The 17954-nt window shown below is 31.3% G+C and carries 17 protein-coding genes and 1 pseudogene; 4 read left to right on the top strand and 14 right to left on the bottom strand.

Annotation, left to right across the window (positions count from 1 at the left end):
- Window positions 1-103: 103 nt before the first annotated feature.
- The 4 genes from KKQ79_RS01720 to polA all read right to left on the bottom strand — a co-directional run bounded on the left by KKQ79_RS01720 (window position 104) and on the right by polA (window position 5188).
- Complete coding sequence (locus KKQ79_RS01720; RefSeq protein ID WP_213188693.1) at window positions 104-574, bottom strand: transposase; 471 nt, start codon at window positions 572-574, stop codon at window positions 104-106.
- Window positions 575-665: 91 nt separating this feature from the next.
- Window positions 666-1640, bottom strand: coding sequence for a glycosyltransferase family 2 protein (locus KKQ79_RS01715; protein ID WP_213188692.1), 975 nt, complete (start codon window positions 1638-1640; stop codon window positions 666-668).
- 3 nt (window positions 1641-1643) lie between these two features.
- Window positions 1644-1913 carry a YciI family protein gene (locus KKQ79_RS01710; protein WP_213188691.1) on the bottom strand — a complete coding sequence of 90 codons (270 nt, stop codon included), beginning with the start codon at window positions 1911-1913 and terminating at the stop codon, window positions 1644-1646.
- 431 nt (window positions 1914-2344) lie between these two features.
- Window positions 2345-5188, bottom strand: coding sequence for a DNA polymerase I (polA, locus tag KKQ79_RS01705; protein WP_213188690.1), 2844 nt, complete (start codon window positions 5186-5188; stop codon window positions 2345-2347).
- Window positions 5189-5308: 120 nt separating this feature from the next.
- Here polA and KKQ79_RS01700 point away from each other — a divergent pair, with 120 nt between their 5' ends.
- Window positions 5309-6088 (top strand): HipA family kinase, encoded by a 780-nt coding sequence (locus KKQ79_RS01700; protein WP_213188689.1) that lies wholly within the window; start codon window positions 5309-5311, stop codon window positions 6086-6088.
- A complete protein-coding gene (locus tag KKQ79_RS01695) occupies window positions 6075-6458 on the top strand; it encodes a DUF3037 domain-containing protein (protein WP_213188688.1) in 384 nt (127 codons plus the stop codon). The genes KKQ79_RS01700 and KKQ79_RS01695 overlap by 14 nt, the downstream gene beginning before the upstream one ends.
- A 100-nt stretch (window positions 6459-6558) precedes the next feature.
- On the opposite strand, the gene KKQ79_RS01690 is transcribed toward KKQ79_RS01695, so the two are convergent.
- The 8 genes and pseudogenes from KKQ79_RS01690 to KKQ79_RS01660 all read right to left on the bottom strand — a co-directional run bounded on the left by KKQ79_RS01690 (window position 6559) and on the right by KKQ79_RS01660 (window position 15259).
- Complete coding sequence (locus tag KKQ79_RS01690; protein WP_213188687.1) at window positions 6559-8886, bottom strand: ATP-dependent helicase; 2328 nt, start codon at window positions 8884-8886, stop codon at window positions 6559-6561.
- Between the two features lie 208 nt (window positions 8887-9094).
- Window positions 9095-10321: a WG repeat-containing protein gene (locus KKQ79_RS01685; RefSeq protein WP_250131167.1), complete on the bottom strand. Its 1227-nt coding sequence runs from the start codon at window positions 10319-10321 to the stop codon at window positions 9095-9097.
- Between the two features lie 24 nt (window positions 10322-10345).
- Window positions 10346-10645 (bottom strand): annotated as a pseudogene (locus tag KKQ79_RS14005) (WG repeat-containing protein); the annotation flags it as partial.
- Window positions 10642-11361, bottom strand: coding sequence for a hypothetical protein (locus tag KKQ79_RS01680; protein ID WP_213188685.1), 720 nt, complete (start codon window positions 11359-11361; stop codon window positions 10642-10644). The pseudogene KKQ79_RS14005 and the gene KKQ79_RS01680, both read right to left, overlap by 4 nt.
- A gap of 100 nt (window positions 11362-11461) precedes the next feature.
- Entirely contained in the window at window positions 11462-12310 is an 849-nt protein-coding gene (locus KKQ79_RS01675) for a hypothetical protein (RefSeq protein ID WP_213188684.1), read from the bottom strand.
- Window positions 12294-13013, bottom strand: coding sequence for a hypothetical protein (locus tag KKQ79_RS01670; RefSeq protein ID WP_213188683.1), 720 nt, complete (start codon window positions 13011-13013; stop codon window positions 12294-12296). The genes KKQ79_RS01675 and KKQ79_RS01670 overlap by 17 nt, the downstream gene beginning before the upstream one ends.
- Window positions 13013-14188, bottom strand: a complete 1176-nt coding sequence (locus tag KKQ79_RS01665; protein ID WP_213188682.1) for a hypothetical protein — start codon at window positions 14186-14188, stop codon at window positions 13013-13015. Before KKQ79_RS01665 ends, KKQ79_RS01670 begins: the two co-directional genes overlap by 1 nt.
- A gap of 48 nt (window positions 14189-14236) precedes the next feature.
- Complete coding sequence (locus tag KKQ79_RS01660) at window positions 14237-15259, bottom strand: PDDEXK nuclease domain-containing protein (protein WP_213188681.1); 1023 nt, start codon at window positions 15257-15259, stop codon at window positions 14237-14239.
- A 117-nt stretch (window positions 15260-15376) separates the two neighbouring features.
- On the opposite strand from KKQ79_RS01660, the gene KKQ79_RS01655 reads away from it, so the two are divergent.
- Window positions 15377-15859, top strand: coding sequence for a hypothetical protein (locus tag KKQ79_RS01655; RefSeq protein ID WP_213188680.1), 483 nt, complete (start codon window positions 15377-15379; stop codon window positions 15857-15859).
- A gap of 67 nt (window positions 15860-15926) precedes the next feature.
- On the top strand, window positions 15927-16265 hold the full coding sequence (gene secG / locus KKQ79_RS01650; protein ID WP_069799356.1) for a preprotein translocase subunit SecG: 339 nt from the start codon (window positions 15927-15929) through the stop codon (window positions 16263-16265).
- A gap of 52 nt (window positions 16266-16317) precedes the next feature.
- Here secG and KKQ79_RS01645 read toward each other — a convergent pair whose 3' ends face one another.
- Window positions 16318-17157 (bottom strand): glycosyltransferase family 2 protein, encoded by an 840-nt coding sequence (locus tag KKQ79_RS01645; RefSeq protein ID WP_213188679.1) that lies wholly within the window; start codon window positions 17155-17157, stop codon window positions 16318-16320.
- Window positions 17157-17942, bottom strand: a complete 786-nt coding sequence (locus tag KKQ79_RS01640) for a glycosyltransferase family 2 protein (RefSeq protein WP_213188678.1) — start codon at window positions 17940-17942, stop codon at window positions 17157-17159. Before KKQ79_RS01640 ends, KKQ79_RS01645 begins: the two co-directional genes overlap by 1 nt.
- Window positions 17943-17954 lie beyond the last annotated feature (12 nt).

Raw genomic sequence — 17954 nt, 5'->3', positions numbered from 1 at the left:
CGAAAACCGTAGGTTTTCAAAAATAAAATTAGGACAAATAATAAAATGTTTTTTGGAATTTTGGACAATTCGCGACTTGCCCCTACAAATGTTTGTGCATTTATTAATTTCCATAAAATTTATCTTTTTTCCAATTTTCAGGATTATTTGTGATGTAATTGTAAATATTTTCATAACTATTTTCTGACCTTACAATATGATCGTGAAATGACCTTTGCCAAGAAAAATCAATATTTCCATGCAAATGAATTTCTTTAGAAACCACCATTTTATAGGCGCCTATTAAAGATGAAACAGATTTTATTTTCACCTCTTTATCAATTTTATTTATTTCAAAAAGTATGTGAATATGATTGGGCATGATAATAAAATTATGAATTTCTACATAAGGATATTGATTTTCTAACCAAATGCATTTTTCATAAGCTACTTTTCCAAAATTACTCAAATTCATTTTACCGCTTTCAACTTTCCCAAAATAATGAACTCTATTTTGTGTGCAAATCGTAACAAAATAAATAGCTTCTGACCAATAATCAAAATCTAATTTTCTATTTCGTTTTCTTCCTTGCATTTTTAATTTTTTCTGAAATTTGGTTTTTGGATTTATACACATTGAAAACCTTTGGTTTTTCGGACAAGTCACGACTTGTCCCTACGTGGAATTACGTGAATTTTTGCTTTATTTCATTCCACCTCAAATTTCTAATAAACGCAATTTCTTTTTTCGTTAAAATTCTATCGTTTTTCTTTTTCAAAAAAGATTTCATGGTGATAAAAAATTCAAAAATAGATTTATTTTTCAACGAAGATTTTGCCGAAGAAATAGCAGCCAAAGGAAAATTAAGTCCAATATTATAGAAATATTCTCCCAATTTCTGGGCTTTTTGAGATTTGTATTTATAGGCAGTTGGGCGAAGATGTTTCACCCAAAGTTCTTGAAGTGTTACTGTTTCAAATCCGTGCATTTTACACAACATCACATCGATATTATCCCAACCGAGAACCGCTCTCAAACCATTCATTTTCTGGAAAACTTCTTTTCGGTAAGATTTTATAGGACCACGAACATGATTTTTAGAAGACAGATTTTCAAAAATCCATTCATTTTGATTGGTAAAATCGTGAAGTTGTGAAATTGTAAAATCGCTTTTAGATTCTTCATTTCGCTGCGCTTCATTCAGAATGACAGAATTTCTTTTTGTCATTCCGAGGAACGAGGAATCTTTTTTAATGTAAACCAACCCAGAAACCATTCCTGCGTTTGGATTTTTCTCGTAAACTTCGTTGATTTTTTCTAAATAATTTTCAGGGAAAATAATATCTGCATCGAATTTACAAACCACGTCAAAATTTTCTAAATTTTCGGTTTCTAAACCTTTATTGAAAGTTCTCACGACTTTTGCGCCGGGTTGATGTTCGGATTTTTCTAAATTTAAAACTTTGAAACTTAACGCTTCGACTCCGCTCAGCGTGACACTTTTAATAAAATTTTCTACAATTTCTCGAGTTTTATCCGTAGAACCATCGTTCACAATGACGCATTTAAAATCATGAAACGTCTGATTTTTCAGCGATTCTAAACACGGAAGTATGTTTTCTTCTTCGTTGTGAGCGGGAATTATAATAAGAAACTTCATGGATTACATTAATTCGTCATGCCATTCTTTGATGATTACTTTCGAAACCAAACCTGTGGTTACAAATGGGTCGCCTTTTACAAATTCTTCGGCAGATTCTCTATCAGTAAAAATAGCCATCGCTCCTTCTCCCGGAATTGCAAACGGACCAATTCCTAGAATTTTTCCAGCTTTTACAAAGATTTCTTCATTGGCTTGATGCGCAGGAAAAATTTCCATCATTTTTTCCATAGTTGTATCTGGAGCGGTTTCGTAAAGAACTACTGTTTTCATATTTTTTTTTGATTAGTAATTAGTATTTTGGTATTTGGTATTTGGTATTTTTTAAATTTTGGCTAAAGCCAATTGATTTTTTTTATTTTGAAAACGGGCTAAAGCCCGTTCCTATTGAAACTAATACTTGTTATTGGAGTAAATTCCAAACCTCAAATTATCTATCGTTCCTACGGAACTTCCTTTCAAAATCTACATTTTTTTTCTACAAGCCTTTTGCTTCTCCGAAGCAAAAACATCTATTAAACTCTCTAATGTTTGGAATAAATTCCAAATCTTAAAAATCTGTCGTTCCTACGGAACTTCCTTTCAAATTCTACATTTTTTTCTACAAAACTTTTGCTTCTACGAAGCAATTTTTAAAATAAATTTTGAATTTTTAGAAAAGCAAACTCTCCAATTTTCTAACTCTACCATTCTCCCACTCAAAATCAATGCGCTTCCAGCCAATTTTCACCCACGCCAACTTCCACTAATAAAGGAACTTCAGTTTTGTAGGCGTTTTCCATATTTTCTTTAATCAGTTTTTTGGCGATTTCTACTTCGTTTTCTGGTGCTTCAAAAACCAATTCGTCATGCACTTGTAAGAGCATTTTAGTTTTCAGATGTTCCTGTTCCAGAACTTCCTGAATTTTAATCATCGCCAATTTGATAATATCTGCCGCAGAACCTTGAATCGGTGCGTTTACAGCATTTCTTTCGGCGTGACCTTTTACCACAAAATTATTAGAATTGATGTCTTGCAAATGGCGTTTTCTACCCAAAATTGTTTCTACATATCCTAATTTTCTAGCTTTCGCAACTTGTTCAGCCATGAATTCTTTCAATTTCGGATAGGTTTCGTAGTAAGAATCAATGAGTTGTTTTGCTTCCGTTCGCGAAAGTCCAGTTTGTTCTGCCAAAGCAAACGCACCTTGACCATAAATAATCCCAAAATTCACGGTTTTGGCTTGTGAACGCTGTGTTTTGGTCACTTCTTCGATTGGGATTTTAAATAATTTTGCCGCAGTAGAAGCGTGAATATCTTCGCCATTTTGGAAGGCTTTAATCATATTTTCTTCGCCAGAAATTTCTGCAATCAAGCGCAATTCTATCTGAGAATAATCGGCAGAAATAAGTTTGTTTCCTTCATCTGCTACGAAAGCTCCACGAATTTGTTGACCACGCAAAGTTCTAATCGGAATGTTCTGTAAATTCGGGTTCAGAGAAGCCAATCTTCCTGTAGCAGCTGTAGTTTGCGAAAAGTTGGTATGTACTCTTTTCGTGTCTTTGTCAATCTGATTCGGCAATGCATCTACATACGTTGACTTCAATTTTTGGTAGGTTCTGTATTCTAAAATATATTGGATAATTTCATGTTTAGAAGCCAATTTCTGCAAAATATCTTCCGAAGTAGCGTATTGACCAGTTTTGGTCTTTTTCGCTTTCGGGTCTAATTTTAACTTTTCGAATAAAATTTCGCCGAGTTGTTTCGGAGAATTCATGTTAAATTCTTCTCCACAGAGTTCAAAAATTTTGGTTTCAAGGTTTTTCAAGTCGTTTTCTAAATCCTTGCTTTCTTGAATTAACCAATTTTCGTCTAAAGAAATTCCCGCAAATTCCATTTTTGCCAAAACGCGCATTAATGGCATTTCGATGTGATAAAACAAATCTTCTACCCCTTCTTTTTTCAGTTGAGGCGCAAAAATTTCATAGAGTTGAAACGTTACATCTGCATCTTCGGCAGCGTAATTGGTTTGTTCTTCTAGCGAAACATCACGCAATGTTCCTTGGTTCTTGCCTTTTTTGCCAATTAAACTTTCAATAGAAACAGGCTTATAATTGAGGTAAATCTCTGATAGATAATCCATTCCGTGTCTTCCGTCTGGATTTAGAAGATAATGGGCAATCATCGTGTCAAAAATCGCTCCTTCAACTTCAACACCGTAATGTTTCAGAACTTTATAATCGAATTTAAGATTGTGAGCGATTTTTAAAATCTCTTTTTTCTCAAAAAACGGACGGAAAATTTCTAACGTTTTCTTTGCTTCTTCTTGGTTTTCAGAAATCGGAATGTAATAAGCCAATCCTTTTCTGTAACAGAAACTCATCCCGATAAGTTCGGTTTCCATTTCATTAAGCGAAGTAGTTTCTGTGTCAAAACAAACTACTTTTTGTGCCAAAAGATTTTTGACTAAAATTTTCTGAGCTTTTTCGGTATCAATGTATTGATAAATTTTATCCGTAGTTTCGATATTGAGCGTAGTAGAAGTAGATTGTTCTAGCGCTTCGAAATCTGCGAAAAGGTCTAATTGTAGAGCATTCTGCTTTCCGCTTTCCGCTTTCTGCGAGACTGGTTTTGAATCACTTTCATTCGCTGATTGCTGATTGCTGATTGCTGATTGCTCATTATGAAATGCTCTGTACAGATTTTCATACAATCTTCTAAATTCTATTTCGTCAAAAATCTCACGAACTTTTTCAAAATCTGGAATATCTAAATCGTATTGCTCTTGGTGGAATTCAACGGGAACGTCACAAATAATCGTTGCCAATTTTTTTGACAAAATCCCTCTTTCTGCAGAATTTTCTACTTTTTCTTTCAGTTTTCCTTTCAGTTGAGAAGTGTTTGCCAAAAGATTTTCTATACTGCCAAATTCTTTCAAAAATTTCATAGCAGTTTTTTCGCCCACTCCTTCCAATCCTGGAATATTATCCACAGCATCTCCCATCATTGCCAGAAAATCGATGACTTGTTTTGGGTCTTCAATTTCGTATTTAGCTTTAACTTCTTCTACGCCTAAAATTTCTACATCGCCACCTTTTAAACCCGGTTTGTAGATTTTAATTTTGTCGGTAACCAACTGCGCAAAATCCTTATCTGGCGTTACCATAAACGTGGTGTACCCTTCTTTTTCGGCTTTATTGGCAATGGTTCCTATCACGTCATCTGCTTCATAACCTTCTACTCCCAAAATTGGAATATGCATGGCTTCTAAAATCCTGTGAATGTATGGAACTGCGTTTTTAATCGCTTCTGGAGTGTCACTTCTGTTGGCTTTGTATTCTGTAAAATCTGCGGTTCTCACATTTTCTTTTCCTACATCAAAAACCACAGCCAAATGTGTAGGTTTTTCTCTTCTAATCAACTCAATTAATGAATTGGTAAATCCAAAAATAGCAGACGTATCAAAACCTTTAGAAGTTAATCTAGGATTTCTAATCAGGGCGTAATAACCGCGGAAAATCATCGCATAAGCATCGATGAGAAAAAGTCTTTTGTCAGAATTTGTCATAAAAACAAAGATAGGGAAAAGTCAGAAGTCGGAAGTCAGAAGTTGGAAGAAATTTGTGAGAAGTTGGTATTGAAGTTTTTATTTTTGAGAAATTTTAAATTTAATCGTATTTTTGACTCAATGAAAGATTTGAATTTAAGGAACGTTACGGTAATGCGTTACATTCTTCCGCTTCGTGAAGGTGGAAGTTTGCCTGCATTAGCAGAAGCGGATGATGATTTTAAATACGTTTTGAAATTTCGAGGCGCTGGTCACGGTGTTAAAATGCTGATCTCTGAACTTTTGGGCGGAAAAATCGCTGAAATTCTAGGTTTGAAAATTCCAGAATTGGTTTTTGCGAATCTAGATGTAGATTTCGGGAGAACCGAAGCCGATGAAGAAATTCAGGATTTACTGAAATTTTCAGAAGGCTTAAACTTAGGTTTGCATTATCTTTCTGGAGCTATTGCATACGATCCAAGTATGAAAATCGATGCGCTTTTGGCTTCTAAAATTGTTTGGCTCGATGCGTTTATTACCAATATCGACCGTACTTTCAAGAATACCAATTTGCTTTGGTGGCACAAAGAACTTTGGGTGATTGATAATGGAGCTTCTTTCTATTTCCATCACTCTTGGCAAAATTTTGATACAGCTGCGAAAACACCTTTTAAATATGTAAAAGACCACGTTTTGCTTCCTCAAGCCAGCAAATTAGACGAAGCAGATGTCTTTGCAAAATCGGTTTTAAAGGATGACGTTTTCAAAGCGATTGTGAATTTAATTCCTGAAGATTGGTTGCAATGGAATGACGCCGATGAAACGCCAGAAGAAATACGAGAAATTTATTTTAATTTCTTGAAAACCAGATTAGAACATTCAGAAATCTTTTTAAACGAAGCCAAAAATGCAAGAGGATAAAATTTACGAATACGCAGTAATAAGATTGGTTCCTAAGGTTGAAAGAGAAGAATTTTTCAACATAGGATTGGTGATGTTTTCTAAGAAAGAAAAATACATAAGAGTAGAATTTTATCTTTGTAAAGACAAATTCCAACTGATGCACAGCAAATTAGATTACGATGAAGTTTTTAAAAATCTGGAAAACTTTCAAAAAGTTGCCAAAGGCGAAAAAGAAGGCGGCCCAATTGCTTTGCTAGATATTCCTGAACGTTTTCGTTGGCTCACTGCAGTAAGAAGCGCAGTCATTCAAACCTCAAGACCTCATCCCGGAAAATCTAAAGATTTAGACCAAACTTTTGACAGACTTTTTGAAGAATTGGTGAAATAAAGTTTATGAATTTCACGCAAAGACTCGAAGATTTTTCGCAAAGAACAATTAGAAATTCTGATTAAAAATAAAAAACGTGCTTATTTGCACGTTTTATCGTTTATAGTTTCGTCAGTTTTGCAAATTTCAGGATTAGATTTTTTTCTCCTTCAGTTACAAATTTCACTTTAGCTTTAATATTTTCTGGGTCAGTTCCATCAAGAAAAACTACTTCTCCTACTCCAAATCTATCATGACGAACTCTGTCTCCTACTTCAATATCTTGAGAAGAATTTCCGCTCGGGTTGATGATTTTTGCTGAAGCAACCGGTTTTAATTTTTTAGGTAAAGGCAAAGATTCAGGTTCAGAAGAAGAAAGCTTCTTCTTTTCAATTTTTTTGAAAGTTCTCGGCTCAAAAGAATTATCACCAAAAATATCAGAACTCAAACCAGATTTATTCACAAATCTGCTTTCTACGGCTGGATTTAAGAATTCTATATACTCTTCGTCTACTTCGCTTAAAAATCTGGAAGGTTCTGCATCTGTAATTTTTCCCCATTGAAATCTGGAAACGGCGTAAGAAAAGAAAACCTGTTTTTCGGCTCTGGTTAAAGCTACGTAGAATAATCTTCGCTCTTCTTCCAACTCTTCACGCGTGGAAGAACTCATAAAACTCGGGAAAAGATTTTCTTCTAAACCTACCAAATGAACCACTGGAAACTCCAATCCTTTTGACAAGTGAATCGTCATCAAAGAAACTTGGTCTTCGTTTTCAGATTTCTTGTCTTGGTCTGTAGAAAGGGCGATGTTTTCTAGAAAACTCGACAAACTTGGGTCTCCATCTTCTAATTGTTGCTGCTCCTCTATGAAACCTTGCATAGAGTTCATGAGTTCCTGAACGTTTTCTACTCTAGAAATTCCTTCAGGAGTTTGGTCGTCTTTCAAAAACTTGATTAAACCACTTCTTTGGGCAACTTCCATTGCAACGGTATACACATTTTCGGTTTTCAGCATCACTTGGAAGGCTTTAATCATGCTCCAAAAATCTGCCAACTTAGAAATCACGCCATTGTTAAAACCTAAATGTGGTGCATAAATTCCTAAATTATCTAAAACATTAGCCAAACTCACATTTTGTGAATCTGCAAAAACAATCAATTTATTCTGAGTCGTTTCTCCAATTCCACGAGTGGGATAATTAATGACTCTAAGCAAAGCTTCGCTGTCATTTTCATTGACCAAAAGTCTTAAATACGCCACCAAATCCTTAATTTCTTTTCTTTGATAAAAACTTAAACCGCCATAAACTCTGTACGGAATATTTTTACGTCTCAGCGCATCTTCGAAAGCTCTGGTTTGGGAATTGGTTCTATATAAAATGGCAAAATCTGTAAATTTTCTTTGGTTCGCGTTGTGCTGTTCCCAAATGTTATTCGCCACAAAATTGGCTTCGTCTGCATCTGAAAGCGCTCGGAAAACCTTTATTTTATCGCCTACTTCATTATCACTGAATACATTTTTCTTGAACTGTTCTTTGTTTTTGGCAATGACTACATTCGCAGCATTCACAATATTCTGTGTAGAACGGTAGTTTTGCTCCAGAGAAACCGTTTTGGCATCTGGATAATCTTTCTTGAAGTTCAGGATATTGTAAATATTAGCACCACGGAAAGAGTAAATGGACTGTGCATCATCTCCTACCACACAAATATTTTCAAATTTTGAAGAAAGTGCTTTTACAATTAAATATTGAGAATGGTTGGTATCTTGGTACTCATCTACCAAAATATATCTGAATCTATCTTGATATTTGGCTAAAACTTCTGGAAATCTCGTCAATAATTCATTTGTTCTCAAGAGTAAATCATCGAAATCCATCGCGCCATTTCTGAAACATTGTTCTACATATTTCTCGTAGATTTTGCCAATGTATTTCATGTTTGCACGTTCGTCTGCTTCGATTAATTCAGGATTATTATTGTACGCACGAACCGTGATGAGATTATTCTTATAGGTAGAAATTCTGGACTGAACTTTTTTAGGTTTGTATAATTCTTGGTCAATATTGAGGTCTTTCAAGACTTTTTTGAGAACATTCAGAGAATCTTGCGTGTCATAAATGGTAAAATTAGAAGGAAAACCGAGATAATGCGCTTCGCTTCTCAGAATTCTGGCAAAAACCGAGTGGAAAGTTCCCATCCAAAGAGATTTGGCATTTCCTTCTCCTACTACTTTAGCAATACGCAGTTTCATTTCCTTGGCGGCTTTGTTGGTAAAAGTAAGCGCCAAAATATTAAAAGGATCAATTCCGTTGGTAATTAAATGTGCAATTCTCATCGTAAGAACTCTCGTTTTACCAGAACCTGCTCCTGCCAAAACCATCAATGGTCCGTGCAAAGTGGTAACTGCTTCATACTGAGGTTCGTTTAATCCTTCTAAATAATTCATTCTTTCATTAAAATTTTGTGTTGCGAATTTATGAAAATATTTGGGAAGACGGAAGTCCGAAGTCGGGAGTTGGGAGTCGGGATTTAGACGGTTAGTTTGTCATTCTGAAAGAAACTCTACAAAGTTTGTGGAAATATTAGTTTAGATTGACTTCGTCGAACCACTTTGTTAGATTTACTGCGGAAGGTGAAAATTTAATAATTTCAGTTTATTCATTATTATCTCTTTGTTCAAAAACTTTGTTTTGAGGAACGTCTAAAGTTAAACCTAATCTACTACTTCCCAAATAATTATTTTTGTAATCATAAAAATAATAATCATAATCTTTATAGATAACAAAATAATTTTTAGCATAAAAAAATTGTGCTTCAGTTATATTATTATCTAAATAATTTCCTTTAGAATCTGTGTAATAAAATAATTCCCATCCTTCACGATTTGGATCTCTTTTGGCAACTCTATAATAGAAATCATTCTCATTTGTAATTCTGTAATACTCTGCTTTAACTATAATTTCTCCCAAATAATTCATCAAGCCAACATTTTCATTTTTATCTGTAAACTGAGTATTTCCGTATGAATCAAAACCTCTAACGCCTGAAACATTAATTTCATTTAATATTTCTAATTTATCATTTATTCTATACCACTTTCCATCTTTAAGCGCAAAAGCATAATGATTATAAAAATTAGTGAAAGTTGTGTAAGCTGGTTTTATTGTAAAAGCTGGTCTAATGATATTTCCTTTTTTGTCTAAATAAGAATATGTATAGGTATCTGTAAAATAAATTAGATGCAAATCTGAATTAAAAGATGGATAAAAATTTCCAAAAATATTTTTATCTGATAAATTTTTAATTAATGTCTTTTTATTATTCTCTAAAAGATAAAATCTTTTATTTATAGAATCATAAGAAATTGAAGCTTTGCTACTAAAAAAAATAATTGGTAAATAAGACTTTATAACAATTTCTCCTTTTTTGTTTAATACTGTATATCTCTTATTTTTATTTTGATGACTTTCCACTAAATAGGAACCATTTTGATAATAAATTTTATCATAAAAATCTGTAATTATTTTTTTATTTTTATCTAATAACGCAAAACTTTTACCTTTCCAAACTACATTTTTAAAAGGAACTTCAAATGGTGCTTCTTCAACTTCTTCATTATTAATAGTGACTTTATTACCATTGTAATCATATTGTTTACTTTCATCATAATCAACATATAGCATTTTTTTGTCCCAAAAAAAAGAAACATTTTTAAAAGGTCCAAAAATTTTATTAGAAAACACTTTTTTATAAAAAAACTGATTTTCTTTATTAGTGAAAACAATAACAGAATCTTTTAAATATACTAAATTTTCTTTAGGCTTTTCTAATTTTTTTTCTTGGTAATCTATAATCCAAGTTTCCTTTTCATCTGTAGCCAAGCATAATCCTTTTGAACAAATGAGTCTATCATATTTTGGTTTTATTAATATTTTCCCTTTTTCAGAAATTAAACCTGACTTTTTGGAAATTACAATATTGCTGTTCTTGTAATAATTATTCTCCACAAATACAGTTGCAGAATCTATTTTATTATATTGATAATCAAAAAACTCACCTATTGAAGAATATTTTGGTTGCACTACCCATTTTCCAAAACTATTTATAATGCCATAATTTCCTAAACTATCTTTTGCTGGATAATTAATTTGTGAAAAAACGAAATAAGGAATTAAAAAACAGAATATTAAAAGTACTTTTTTCATTCTTTATAAGTTAGAATTTTTCTACTAATTACATTTCCATTTTCGGTATTAATCAAAATTTCTTGATTACCAGAATTAACCAGCCAAGTAATTTTATTCTCATAAATTACTTTATTAACATCAAATCTATTTGCAAAATATGTATAATTATCTTTGTCAACTGGCATATATTTTTTCTCAATTTCTTCAATTGTGTATTTCACATTTTCATCCCAATCAAAAGACTTTATTATTTCATTATTTTCATTATATTCTAATGAATTTCCCATTTTATAATTGTATTTTGAATTAAAATTATCAGAATATTTTATCTTGTTATTTACATAAACATTTTTCGTGTAAATTTTTCTGTTATCATCAATTAAAAATTCTTGTATAAAATTATCAATTGGCTGTATTTTTATATGAAAAGTTTTACTATCCATCAATAAGACTTTTTTACCAATTACATAATAATAAAAATCATTTTCTTTAAGAGTAAAAATAGCGTATGGTAAAACAATATCATCATTTATTCTCCACAAATTTGGCAGAATATCATTTTCTGTTTTCGCACCGTTTTTAATAAGCTGTTCTCTTTTGAATTTATCCTTTATAAGAAGTAAACTATCAAGTTTTTTCACAGAGTAATAAGTGTTTTCTATGAAAACAACTTCACTAGATTTTTTTTTTGTTTGGTTTTCATATTTTTTTATTAGCTCATCATAATTAGACAAACTGTAAGGTGAAACAACTCTTAAACTCTTCTGCGCACTCACCACCAAAAAAGCAAAAACCAAAAAGAAAGAAAAGTAGGGTTTCATGGGGTTATAATTTTTAAAATTTGTATTCATCTGTTGTTGGGATTTCTACCCAGTTTTTGTTTTGGTATTGGTAGGTTTTGTAAACTGTATCCTCATCTTTAGAAATAGGCTCATCAAGATTATATTTAAATTTCACTACTACTATTTTTCCTGGTTTATTTAAAAATTCTAAAAATATAGTATCAAAATTCTGGTTCTCTCCTTGTAATGTTATCAATTCTAATTTATCTTTGTTATAAGGAAAATAGTAGAATTCTTTTTTTTCATTTATTGTATCAACTTTATTAGACGAATCGAATCTTTTATATTTTTTTATAAGAGTTCCTTTTGATTGTTTTTTTGTTAATTCTATTAATTTTTTTGATTCTCTAAAATAATAATATTCAGTTTTTTCGTTTAAATTTTCTTCGTTATTATCAACAAAAACATAATCATCAATTCTTTGTAAAAAAGGAATTAAATTTTTATTTAGCTTTTTCTGAATATACTTTATTGTCTTCTTGTTCCAAAAACTTGTCTGATTATAGAAAGGATTCAAACTATTATTTCCACAAATCCATTCATCTTCAAAAACAAAACCTATTCTTTCATTTTCCAAATTTCTAAAATAAAAAACAAGATTATCATCTTTAATTTTTTCTAAATCAAAATCAGAGACTATTTTGATATAAAGTTTTGAAAAATCAACTTTCTTAAAATCTTTTTCGAGCCCTAAATAAATTTTATTTTGTTCGATGCAATATTTTTCAATTTGATTACTCCTTGTACTTTTCGTTTTTTGTCCAAACCCAAGCAAAAACAGAAAAAGTAAGAGAAAAGAAAGTGGGGTTTTCATAAATTTATTTTTAATTTTTAGTTTCAAAAAGTTTCCATTTATGATTAGTGTATTGAAATTTAAGAATTTGTGGTATTTGTTCCTGATTATAGTAAATTTCTACTTCTATTATTTTATTTAAATGGTTTTTAAAATACATAAATATCATATCTGAATCACTAATTTCTAATTTTTCTTCATTGTAGGGAAAATAGATGTAATCTTTATTTTCAAAAGTAAATTTATTTACTTTTAATTGATTTATTATTTTAGGGTTTACAGTAAAAAATTCATGTCTATAATAATTTGTATGATAATACGACTTTGAATATACAGATACAATTGGAACTATATTCTTTTTTAACTTTTTTTGCAGTAAAAGAACGGTTTCAGAACTCCAAAAATGTATGTCATTATAAAAATTATTGGTTAAATTATATTTGGAAATACAATCTCTAAATATATCCCATCCACAAATAGCCATTTTCCTTTTTATTAAAGAAATTTTTAGGTTTTGTTTCTTTAATCTACTTTCATCAATATGGTTAATAATTAACTTGTTTAGTTTAGAAAAATTTACCTTTTTAAAATCTTTTTCTAAAACATCAAATTTTTCTTTTTCTGCTTGATGAAATTTTGTACAATCTGGTTGTCTAAAAACAGTGTCTTTCTTCTGCGCACTTGCAAAGAAAAAAGCAAAAACCAAAAAGAAAGAAAAGTAGTGTTTCATGGGGTTGTGTATGTTTCTCATTATTTTAAATTTTTATAATAATATTCGTAAACATCTAATAAACCTAAACCTACTCCTCCAGAAATGGAATTGTTTTCATACAATAATTTAATCTTCCAATCCTCAATTCTTGAAGAATGATTATAATATAATTTTGCATAAATATTATCAGATTCATTATTAAACGTTACAGTATCGAAGATTACAACAGGATAAGACATTTCAAAATCTGGCGTCATTCTATTTTTAATATATTCTTTATTGTCTAAAAATCCAAAATAAAAGGGAAATGCAGACTTAAAGTTTGGATTATATTTTTTATTAAATTCTTTGTTTGCTATTAATAAATATTTGTAATTTTCAACTGCTCTATGCTTAATATCTTCTAAAGGAATAATTGTATTACTAACAACAATTTTATCATTTATTCTCAAGCTCATAATTATTTTGTCATTAAATCTAGAGAATTTGTCACCGTTCTTCTTAGCAAAAAAGAAAACTATTTGATTTACGCTTTCTTCTTGGAGTTTTATATTTGAATTTTCTCTATAAGATGCTCTACCTGATACTAATGGAAAATAACAAACTTTATTTTCATCATTTTTGTCATAAAAGTTTAAATAATCAGAATGAAGAGAAGGATAAGGCTCTAAATTTTCTTTAATATTATTTTCTAATTTATATCTTTCCCAAACAGGATTTACTGGCTCAATTTCTATATTATTTTCATTTATATAGCTATAAATGTAGTTTCTAAAATCATTATAAGACATTTCTTTTTTGGGTCTTATCACTATTTTATAAGGGTCTTCTACATAATAATTATAGAATTTTTTATTGGGTTGTTCATCAGAAGTTTCATAATCAAAATCATAATAATTCTGTAATGGTTCGTGCAGTTTAAACTTTAGTTCTTTTGGCAAACCATTAATATCTTGAAATCCTTTTTCATTATACTTTTTATGGTAAACCATCACGGTATTATAATTTTTAGGGATTTCTGTAAAATAATAGTACTTTTCTTTCTTGTTATACTGCGCTTTTATAGCAGGTATTTCAAAGCCTTCTAAACATACTTTAGCATTGCCAATGTTTTTGTCATTTTCTGCATCTGCAACGTATATTTTAATTGCAGGACTTTGCCCAAACCCAAGCAAAAACAGAAAAAGTAAGAGAAAAGAAAATGGGGTTTTCATAAGGTGTGTTTTTGGTTTTTATAGCAAAAAGATTGCCATTGTTACGCATTAATCTTTTAAATTTTTAAAATAATTTTCAAATTTTTCTGATAGTTCTTCATTGCTTGGCAAAAGATTTTGGTAGTTTTTTGGCAATTTCTCCGAAGTAGAATAGGTAGAAATCCCAATCGGTAAATTGCTAGATTTCAGAGAATATTCTACAATGGTTCTGTCTTTGCTTTTACAGATGATAATTCCTATCGCTTCGTTTTCGTGGGGTAGTTTTACTTTGTCGTTCAGAATATTGAGGTAGAATTCCATTTTGCCTTTGTATTCTGGTAGAAATTCTCCTATTTTCAGTTCTATTGCTACCAAACTTTGCAATTTCCTGTGAAACAGCAACAAATCTATAAAATATTCTTTATCAGAAAGTTCTACTTTGTATTGGTTTCCCAAAAAGGAAAAATCGCTTCCTAATTCCAACAAAAATGCTCTGATATTTTGTATCAATTTTTGCTCTAAATCTCTTTCAGAATGTTCTTCTTCTATACCGAGAAAATCAAAAATATATTCGTCTTTTACCGCTAAAATGGCTTGGTTTTTAATTTTTTCGGGTAAAGTTTCCTCAAAATTGGTTTGGTTGAGCAAGTATTTTTCAAACGTTTTATTTTCAATTTGATGAATTAGCACGTTTTTAGTCCACCCAAATTTTTTGGTTGACAAAATGTAGAATTCTCTTTCTTTTGGGTTTTTGCATTTTTTTAAAATTGAAATATGCTTACTCCAACTAATTTCTCGTACCAATGGTGCGAGATTTTCAACTGATTGATATTCAGAATAAAACTGTGCCATCAACCAAAGATTCCCTACCGAAAAACCGCCAACTCCTGGAAATTCATTTTGTAATTCTTTAGAAAGTGTAGGAACGATAGATTTGCCCCAACTTTCGGATTGTTTTTCTGCAATAGATTTACCAATTTCCCAATACAAATTAATTAAAGCCACGTTTACAGCTTTCATGGCTTCGTATTGCGCGTTTCTTACCTTGGTTTTAATTTCAGAAATAAAGGTAATTTGTGAGTTTTCTAACATGGTGGTCGTTTTTAAAAATATGGTATTGCTAATTTATGAAAATTTAAATCTAAATTTTACTTAGATTTACCAACAAAATTATCCAATTAATATTAACGTTTTGATTTAAATAAAAATATGACAAAAATAGCTTTAGTTCTAATAGCGTTCGCTTTAGTTTCTTGTCAGAAAAAAAATGAAACTCCTGAAACCCTTTCTCCTGAATTGGCTTCTTATGAGCAAAAAAGCGCTTCTGATTCATCAAATGTGACAAATGCACAGAATTCTGCGCCTATCATAATGAACAACTCTGCTCCTGTTGCTCCACAAAGTAATACAGTTTCAGTCAATCAGACTCAACCAACTGCACCGGGAATGAATCCACCTCATGGACAACCGAATCACAGATGTGACATCCCAGTTGGCGCTCCATTAAATTCTAAAAAAGCAGAACCTACAACGGTAAAAACTACTGATATTCAAACCACTACCACTGCTCCTATTGCTACACCACAAAACAACACCTCTTCTACAACAATAGCAGCTGGAATGAATCCTGCACACGGACAGCCCGGTCACAGATGTGATATTCCAGTGGGCGCACCTTTACCAACAAATTAATTTATAATATTTTACAAATTTTATAAAAATAATCACTACATTTGCAACTCAAAAATTTTAATATAAGATGAGTACTATATTTAGTCTTTTCATGGTGTTAATCATCATAGCTTGTGTTTTATTAGTTATTATTGTAATGGCACAAAACCCAAAAGGTGGAGGTTTATCTGCTACGTTTGGCGGTTCTTCTGCACAATTCGGCGTACAGAGAACGAATGATTTTATGGAAAAAGCAACTTGGGTATTAGCAATTATCATTGTTTCATTGATTTTCTTAAGCGTAGTGCTTACTGCAAAACCAAGCGTACAAATTAAAGACGTAAATGCTCCAGAGAAAAAAGAAGCTAAAGCTCCTGCTCAATCAGCTCCACAAGCTCCGGTTCAAAAACCAACTGCTACGAAATAATTTATTATTTACGATATTTAAAAAAGCGATTCAGAAATTCTGAATCGCTTTTTTATTTGAGTTGAAGCTTTGCAATAAAGTGTCGAACTTTTAGTCCAAACTTTAAAAACTGATATTGCAACGGTGATTGTTTCTTGTAATATTTTTCAATGAAAATCTGCATGGCTCCGTAAAAATTAGAAAGGTATTTTTCATCTTTTACCGTACTTTCGCCTTTGATGTGCAAAATAGAATGTTTGCCGTAATACCAGTTCTGATAACCTTTTTTCAACAAGGTGTAACACAAATCTATATCTTCTCCGTACATAAAATACGATTCATCTAAACCGCCAATTTCCAGATACAATTCTCTTTTCATCAATAAAAAAGCACCTGTAATCACTTCGACTGGTGCAATTTCTGTTTCTGCAATGTCGTTTCGGTAATAGTTTTTCTTAGAAGACTGATTCGACTGAAATGGTGAAAATAATTTTTCAAAGGAATTAAACACATCAGGAACAGAACGCTTGCATTCTGGTAAAAAATTACCTTGCAAATCGTGAAATCTCACGCCAAGACAACCCAAATTTTCTTGAGCTTCTGCAAAATCCAAAATTTCACGCATGTAATTCCCTTCCAATTCTGTATCTGGATTCAGCAATAAAATATACTCGCCTTTTGCAGTTTTTACGGCTTTGTTATTGGCTTTGGCAAAACCTTCATTGGAAGAATTTTCTATAAAATTCACTTGAGGAAACTCCGCTATCAATTCTTTCCATGAAGAATCAGGTGATTGATTATCAATCACAATTACCTCATAATCAATATCATGTACATATTTTTCAATGGATAAAAGACAATTTCTTAACCACTGCGTTACGTTGTAATTTAATATGATGATGGAAAGCTTCATTATATTCTCGCTCTTATAATTCTAATGATATATTTTAACTTCAAAAACAAATAGAAAAAGAAATATTCTATTGCCGAAATTCTTTTTCGCTGAAGCATTTCTTTAAGATTTTTCTGAAAACCTTTTTCCATTGCTGGAAGATTTCCCGAAAGTCCTGATTCTCCGAAAGATTTCTTTCCTGAACCTGTAATCACTAAACTTTCTCCTAAAACAAACATTTTATTATTTTCAGAAATTCTAAGCCAATAATTCGCGTCTTCTGCAAATTTTTGATTTTCATCAAAATAGCCTGTATTTCCTAATACTTTTCTTCGGAAAATTGCGGTGGGAGTTGGTCCTACATTTCTAATTATTGTTTTCCACATAGAGATTTCCGCCAGTTTTTTTTCATTGAAAATATAGGGGAATCCAGATTGTTCATCATTGGCTAAAGCCACCAAAAAATCTATTTCTGAATTTTCTGTTAAAACCTTCATCATCACTTTGGTTTTATGAGACAACCAAACGTCATCCGAATCTAAAAAAGCAATCCATTCTCCTTTTGCTAATCTTAAACCTGCATTTCTAGCCGAAGAAACACCTTTGTTTTCCTGATGAATTAATTGAATCTTTAACTGAGGATTTTCGTCAATGAATTGTTGAACTTTTTCAGCGCTTTTATCGGTAGAACCGTCATTGATTACCAAAATTTCAAAATCAAAATCCCCTTCCTGATTTTTCACCGAATCTAGTGCAGCTAGAATGGTATTTTCGGCGTTGTAAAGAGGAATAATTACAGAAATCATGCAGTGAAATTT

This window comes from Cloacibacterium caeni (assembly GCF_907163125.1).
GTDB lineage: Bacteria > Bacteroidota > Bacteroidia > Flavobacteriales > Weeksellaceae > Cloacibacterium > Cloacibacterium caeni_B.
This window is presented reverse-complemented; position numbering and strand designations above follow the sequence as displayed.

What these genes read in the sequence shown, in the direction of transcription:
- KKQ79_RS01720 (WP_213188693.1), bottom strand. Translation starts at nt 574, where the DNA reads ATGCAAGGAAGAAAACGAAATAGAAAATTAGATTTTGATTATTGGTCA.
- KKQ79_RS01715 (WP_213188692.1), bottom strand. Translation starts at nt 1,640, where the DNA reads ATGAAGTTTCTTATTATAATTCCCGCTCACAACGAAGAAGAAAACATA.
- KKQ79_RS01710 (WP_213188691.1), bottom strand. Translation starts at nt 1,913, where the DNA reads ATGAAAACAGTAGTTCTTTACGAAACCGCTCCAGATACAACTATGGAA.
- polA (WP_213188690.1), bottom strand. Translation starts at nt 5,188, where the DNA reads ATGACAAATTCTGACAAAAGACTTTTTCTCATCGATGCTTATGCGATG.
- KKQ79_RS01700 (WP_213188689.1), top strand. Translation starts at nt 5,309, where the DNA reads ATGAAAGATTTGAATTTAAGGAACGTTACGGTAATGCGTTACATTCTT.
- KKQ79_RS01695 (WP_213188688.1), top strand. Translation starts at nt 6,075, where the DNA reads ATGCAAGAGGATAAAATTTACGAATACGCAGTAATAAGATTGGTTCCT.
- KKQ79_RS01690 (WP_213188687.1), bottom strand. Translation starts at nt 8,886, where the DNA reads ATGAATTATTTAGAAGGATTAAACGAACCTCAGTATGAAGCAGTTACC.
- KKQ79_RS01670 (WP_213188683.1), bottom strand. Translation starts at nt 13,013, where the DNA reads ATGAGAAACATACACAACCCCATGAAACACTACTTTTCTTTCTTTTTG.
- KKQ79_RS01665 (WP_213188682.1), bottom strand. Translation starts at nt 14,188, where the DNA reads ATGAAAACCCCATTTTCTTTTCTCTTACTTTTTCTGTTTTTGCTTGGG.
- KKQ79_RS01660 (WP_213188681.1), bottom strand. Translation starts at nt 15,259, where the DNA reads ATGTTAGAAAACTCACAAATTACCTTTATTTCTGAAATTAAAACCAAG.
- KKQ79_RS01655 (WP_213188680.1), top strand. Translation starts at nt 15,377, where the DNA reads ATGACAAAAATAGCTTTAGTTCTAATAGCGTTCGCTTTAGTTTCTTGT.
- secG (WP_069799356.1), top strand. Translation starts at nt 15,927, where the DNA reads ATGAGTACTATATTTAGTCTTTTCATGGTGTTAATCATCATAGCTTGT.
- KKQ79_RS01645 (WP_213188679.1), bottom strand. Translation starts at nt 17,157, where the DNA reads ATGAAGCTTTCCATCATCATATTAAATTACAACGTAACGCAGTGGTTA.
- KKQ79_RS01640 (WP_213188678.1), bottom strand. Translation starts at nt 17,942, where the DNA reads ATGATTTCTGTAATTATTCCTCTTTACAACGCCGAAAATACCATTCTA.